Raw genomic sequence first — 5,492 nt, 5'->3', positions numbered from 1 at the left:
ATATTAAGTATTTATCTACTTGAGAGCCTATTTTTTATTACAACTGATGACTGATAACTGATAACTGAAATAACCTATTATTCAGATGAGTTGAACGCAGTACTAATAAATTTCAAAAAGACTCTTTTATGGTAAAATAATGCAAAACTATTCTGAGGAAAAGAGGTTTCTATGACAGAACAAAATGCTCGTGATTTATTTAAAGCTGCCTACGAATATCGTTATACTTGGGACTCTAGTTTTCCTGGTTATAGTGCCGATATTGAACTTAAACAAGGGTCAGAAATGTACAATGGCCAAATTTCGATCAAACCAGACTTCAGTGTAGAAGTCACAGGTATCTCAGATGAGGAAGTACAACAAAGCGTTTATACTCAACTGCGGGACGTAGTTACTCACCGCAAACGTTCATCTTTTGAAGCATCCCATGGTAAAAATAGCTTTAGTCTGGGCGATCAGGATGAAACTGGTGCAGTTGAAATTCTCGTTGAAGGTGATGCGATGGGGTCAAATTACAAGGTTAGAGGTAGAGAAATTTGTCTAGTTAGTCGGGTAATGGGCCGTATGGCTTTCGTAATTAATACTCACAAAAGCTTGGATACAGGAGAAGGTTTTATTGCCACTCATTATAACGCTATTTTCCGCAACCCTCAAACCAATGAAGTTATAAGAGAACTAGAATTTGAAGATAGTTATGAAAAAATTGGCAGTTATTACATAATGACTCGCCAGGTAGTTAATTCTACAGAAAAAGGTCAAGTAACAACAACCGAATTTAACTATTCTAATATCAAATTGCTAGAACCAGCAGTTGTGTAGGAATAATCTGAACCTTTGGTCTATTTTAATGTTAATTCAGCTAGGATTAATTTAGGATAATCATAGTTCTCATATTTTTATAAATTCAACAAAAAAAGGAGAAAAAAATGGCTAAAGCACTAACCCCAGAAAATGTGGAAAATGTATTAGATGAATTACGCCCCTATCTCGCGGCAGATGGTGGTAACGTGGAATTGGTCGAAATTGATGGTCCGATAGTAAATCTTAGACTACAAGGAGCTTGTAGCTCTTGTCCTAGTTCTACTATGACTCTCAAAATGGGTATTGAGCGCAAACTTAGAGAAGAAATTCCTGAAATTACTGAAGTTGTTTCTGTGATGTAGTTATTTTTCCCTTCTCACAAGCAATGTGAGAGGGGTATTTATCCATTAAAAATATTTACTATTGCATCGGAAAATCAATAATTAATCTGGTATGATTTTTCATATTGTTGTGATATTTATGAGTGAAACAGTAAAAAAGTAACTCTAAATTTACTGAAAATTTGAACTGCAAAAACAGATAATTCATTACGACATAATATAATTAGTTACTTCTCATACCAATTCACTGGAAAAATTTCACAAAGACTTTCGCTTCTTATAGATGTAGATGTGAAATAATTGCTTGAAATTACTCTAGCGTCAAAGCTTGAATAACATAAAATTTTAGCATTTTTACACCTAAAGGAGACTGACAAATTATACAATTTATCAAAAACTTTTCTACATTTTTTCAAGCTGAGGAGTAGCTAGAGAATTTGTATAAAACTTCTGTAAGTCGCAGTAAATATTAAGAATAATTAACACGAACTAACTAATAAAGATCAAAAAAATACTCTGCCTGTATTAATTATGATGTAATAATTGAAGTGTCACCTAAGTATAGCATGAATGCATGGTAATTGGTATTACACGCTTGCTTTTTACTATAGCTTGAAATACAGTTACTTAGAAGCTCAGATTAACAAAAAAAATATCGATAGTTAGTTATGATAGAGCTACTAAATATTACAACTAACTACAATTAATTTAAACAGGCAATCAATGAAAATTCTAGTTGTAGAAGACGATCAATTTATCGCCGAAACTTTAGCTGATGCCTTAACTGAACAACTTTTTGTAGTTGATATAACCACAGATGGTCAAGCAGGTTGGGAGCAAGCTCAAGCCTGTGATTATGATTTAATTTTATTAGATGTAATGCTGCCTAAATTAGATGGTATTACTCTATGTCAAAAGTTACGTTATATAAATAAAAGCATTCCTATTTTACTTTTAACCGCTCGTAATAACAATCAAGATAAAGTAAAAGGTTTAAATGCGGGAGCTGATGATTATGTCGTTAAACCATTTAATTTAGAAGAGCTTTTAGCTAGAATTAGAGCATTATTACGGCGGGGAAATGAGTCTGTTTCTCCCATCAAAAAATGGGGTAATTTATGTTTAAATTCTCAAAATTGTGAAGTTACTTACAATAATAAACAGTTAAATCTTACTCCTAAAGAATATGAAATTCTCAATCTATTTATGCACAATAGCCAAAGAATATTTAGTTGTAGTGCAATTTTAGATAAAGTTTGGAGTTTTGAAGACATACCTACAGAAGATACAGTTAGAGCGCATATTAAAGGTTTAAGACATAAATTAAAAGCAGTGGGTGCGCCTAGTAATTTAATCGAAACTGTCTATGGCTTAGGTTATCGGTTAAAACAAGTTGAAGAAGGAAAAAGGAAGAAAGAAGAAAGAAGAAGAAAGAAGGAAGAAGGAAGAAACTTTGCAATCCCGCGTCAGCGACAAGCGCACCTGGTAGGGCACCAAGAGAGTAAAAAGTATATGGGGACTCAAACCCCAATCAATTGTAAACACTATTTAGAAGGCAGTGTATTAAACTCAAAAGAAAAAGATAAAAAGAATTTACCAGTCAAGAATAATCAAATAAAAGATAAAGAAAAGCCTCAAAAATATCAGGAATATCAACAAAAACTGCAAGATTCCATCAGTAAAATCTGGGATAGATTTAAAGGAAGTATTAATGAGAGGATTGATGTATTGGAACAAGCAGTGGTAGCTGGAAAAAATGAAAAATTAGAGATTGATTTACAAAGAAAAGCACAACAAGAAGCTCATAAATTAGCAGGTTCTCTAGGTACATTTGGTTTACTAGATGGCTCAGATTTAGCTAGAAAAATAGAAACTTTATTGGCAGCAGAAAAAAATCTTAATCCTGACGAAATATTGCATCTGTCTGAATTAGTTAAAAGTCTATATGACAATATAGAGCAGCATAGTAATATAGACGAAAACCAAAGTGGCAATCAACAGATTAAATCTCTAGATAGTCAATCTTCTATTCATGTTTATCCAGAATGTAGATTATTATTAATAATAGAAAAAGATAGTATATTTGCAAAACAATTAGTTGAGGATGCCATCACAAAAAAAATACAATTTAAACTGGCTCCAAATGTTTCAATAACCACAGATATAGATACTTATATTAGTCAGAATTTAAACTATAGTTTACAAGATTTATCATTTTGTCCTAATGTAGTGTTACTTGACCTTGAAGTTGCTGCCAACTCAGAGAAAATATTAGCTAAAATTTCTAGCCAGATGCCTTCTTTACCTGTAATTGTACTTAATACTAAAGGTGAATTGAGCGATCGCGTAAAAATTGCTAAACTAGGAGCATCAGCATATCTAAAAAAGCCATTACCACCAGCTCAAGTAATAGATATAGTATTAGATATCTGGCGAAAAAATCAGCCTTTGGCAACTGTGATGATTGTAGATGACGACCTGCAAATTTTAGAGACCATCGAACAGATACTAACGCAGTGGGGAATTAAAGCTGTAACTTTGAGTGATGAGCGATATTTCTGGAAAACCTTGGAAAATACAGTGCCTGATTTATTAATTTTAGACATAGAAATGCCATATTTTAACGGAATTGATTTGTGTCAAGTTATTCGTAACGATCCACATTGGAATTGGCTTCCTGTTATATTTCTGACAGCTCATTACAACCCTATTCTTTGTCATAAAATTTTTGCTGCTGGTGCGGATGATTATATTTGTAAACCATTTAAATATTCTGATTTAATTACTCGTGTTATTAATCGTATTAAACGTAGTATAAGTGTTTAATTATCCAAATGAACGAAGGCAGAAGGCAGAAGGCAAAAGGAACTACTGGATGGGGTTTATGACCCCAAGCAATTGTAGGCATCGTGTAGATTATGGGGTTTTATACCCTTGTTCCCTAAAGGTCACGGGCATTTATGCTGGGGTCAGAATTTCCTTCTGCCCCAAATCGCCGACTGCACTCTGCCTTTCCTGATAATTAGCTGTAAAAAATTAAATAAGATAAAAAAAAATGCAAAGTATAACTAAAAATCAAACCAATTTAATAGAATCTTTAAAAAATGCTAATGCTCAATTAAAAGCAGAAATTAGGGAGCGTCAAAAAGCGGAAAAAGCACTACAAGAGCTAGTAGAAAAATATCAAAAAACATCTTTACAACTCCGGACTTTAATTAATGCTATGCCAGATATTGTCTGCTTTAAAGATGGTACGGGCCAATGGCTGGAAGCTAATCAATCAATGCTGGAATTATTTGAAATAGAAAAAGTAGATTATCGTGGCAAATCAGATATTGAATTGGGAGAAATTAGTAGTTTTTATCGAGAAGCTTTTTTGTTTTGTCATCATAGCGATCGAGAAGCATGGCAGAAAAGAACTTTGTCTAGAAGTGAAGAAATAATTCCCAAACGAGATGGCAGTGTAAAAATTTATGACGTAATTAAAGTACCGTTATTTTATGAAGATGGAAAACGTAATGGCATTGTTGTTTTGGGGCGTGATATTACAGAGAAAAAACAAACAGAAAAAGTGATGATTAGATTGGCTTCTATAGTAGAATCCTCTAATGATGCAGTTATTGGTAATACTTTAGAAGGAATTATTTATAGTTGGAATTCAGGAGCAGAAGCAATTTATGGCTACTCTATTTCTGAGGTAAAAGGCCGTTTGATTTCCATGTTAGCGTTGCCAGAAAGACCAAATGAAATTTCCCAAATTTTAGCAAATATTAGGGCAGGAGCTAGTATAAATAATTATGAAACTGTACATATTAGAAAAGATGGTAAACATATAGATGTAGCTTTAACAATATCTCCAATAAAAGATAATGAAGGTAATATTATAGGAGTCTCAACTATTGCTCGGGATATAAGCGATCGTAAACAGATCGAAAAATCTTTTGAACAGCTTCGTTACCAAAATAAATTAATATTAGATTCAGCAGGAGAAGGAATTTTTGGAATAGATACATTGGGGAAAATTTCTTTTGCTAATCCAGCAGCAGCAAGAATGACTGGTTACACAATTAAAGAGCTGGTAAATAGTGACTGGAGTTTGATAATTTCTGGGGTTGAAGAAGGAAGAAGGAATAGGGAAGAAGGAAGAAGGAATAGGGAAGAAGGAAGAAGGAATAGGGAAGAAGAAAGAAGGAAAAAGTTCATAGAGACTCAAACCCAAACCAATTGTAAACACCGTGTAGACGGTGGGGTATTAAATCTCAAAAAAAAAGATAAATTTTCAGTACAAAACAATCACTCAGATAGTCAAGTTACAACAACTTTAAAAAAAGGTATAGTCTGCCAAGTTAC

4 protein-coding genes are annotated in these 5,492 nt (G+C 33.1%); all 4 read left to right on the top strand.

Going from position 1 to position 5,492, the window contains the following annotated elements; all coding sequences use genetic code 11:
- The first annotated feature begins 171 nt into the window (after positions 1-171).
- Positions 172-819 (top strand): DUF3386 domain-containing protein, encoded by a 648-nt coding sequence (locus AC3DU7_RS16560; protein ID WP_488040428.1) that lies wholly within the window; start codon positions 172-174, stop codon positions 817-819.
- 107 nt (positions 820-926) lie between these two features.
- Entirely contained in the window at positions 927-1,163 is a 237-nt protein-coding gene (locus tag AC3DU7_RS16555; protein ID WP_488040427.1) for a NifU family protein, read from the top strand.
- A gap of 702 nt (positions 1,164-1,865) precedes the next feature.
- On the top strand, positions 1,866-3,968 hold the full coding sequence (locus AC3DU7_RS16550; protein ID WP_488040426.1) for a response regulator: 2,103 nt from the start codon (positions 1,866-1,868) through the stop codon (positions 3,966-3,968).
- 229 nt (positions 3,969-4,197) lie between these two features.
- Positions 4,198-5,492, top strand: a 1,295-nt coding sequence (locus tag AC3DU7_RS16545; protein WP_488040425.1) for a PAS domain-containing protein, incomplete at its 3' end; no start/stop codon positions are given.

It is taken from the genome of Okeania sp., from assembly GCF_983059655.1.
The sequence above is the reverse complement of the archived record's forward strand: the minus strand, read 5'-3'. Positions and strand labels throughout refer to the sequence as shown.

Excerpts from the sequence above, each read along its gene's own strand:
- AC3DU7_RS16560 (WP_488040428.1), top strand. The coding sequence starts at position 172 with ATGACAGAACAAAATGCTCGTGATTTATTTAAAGCTGCCTACGAATAT.
- AC3DU7_RS16555 (WP_488040427.1), top strand. The coding sequence starts at position 927 with ATGGCTAAAGCACTAACCCCAGAAAATGTGGAAAATGTATTAGATGAA.
- AC3DU7_RS16550 (WP_488040426.1), top strand. The coding sequence starts at position 1,866 with ATGAAAATTCTAGTTGTAGAAGACGATCAATTTATCGCCGAAACTTTA.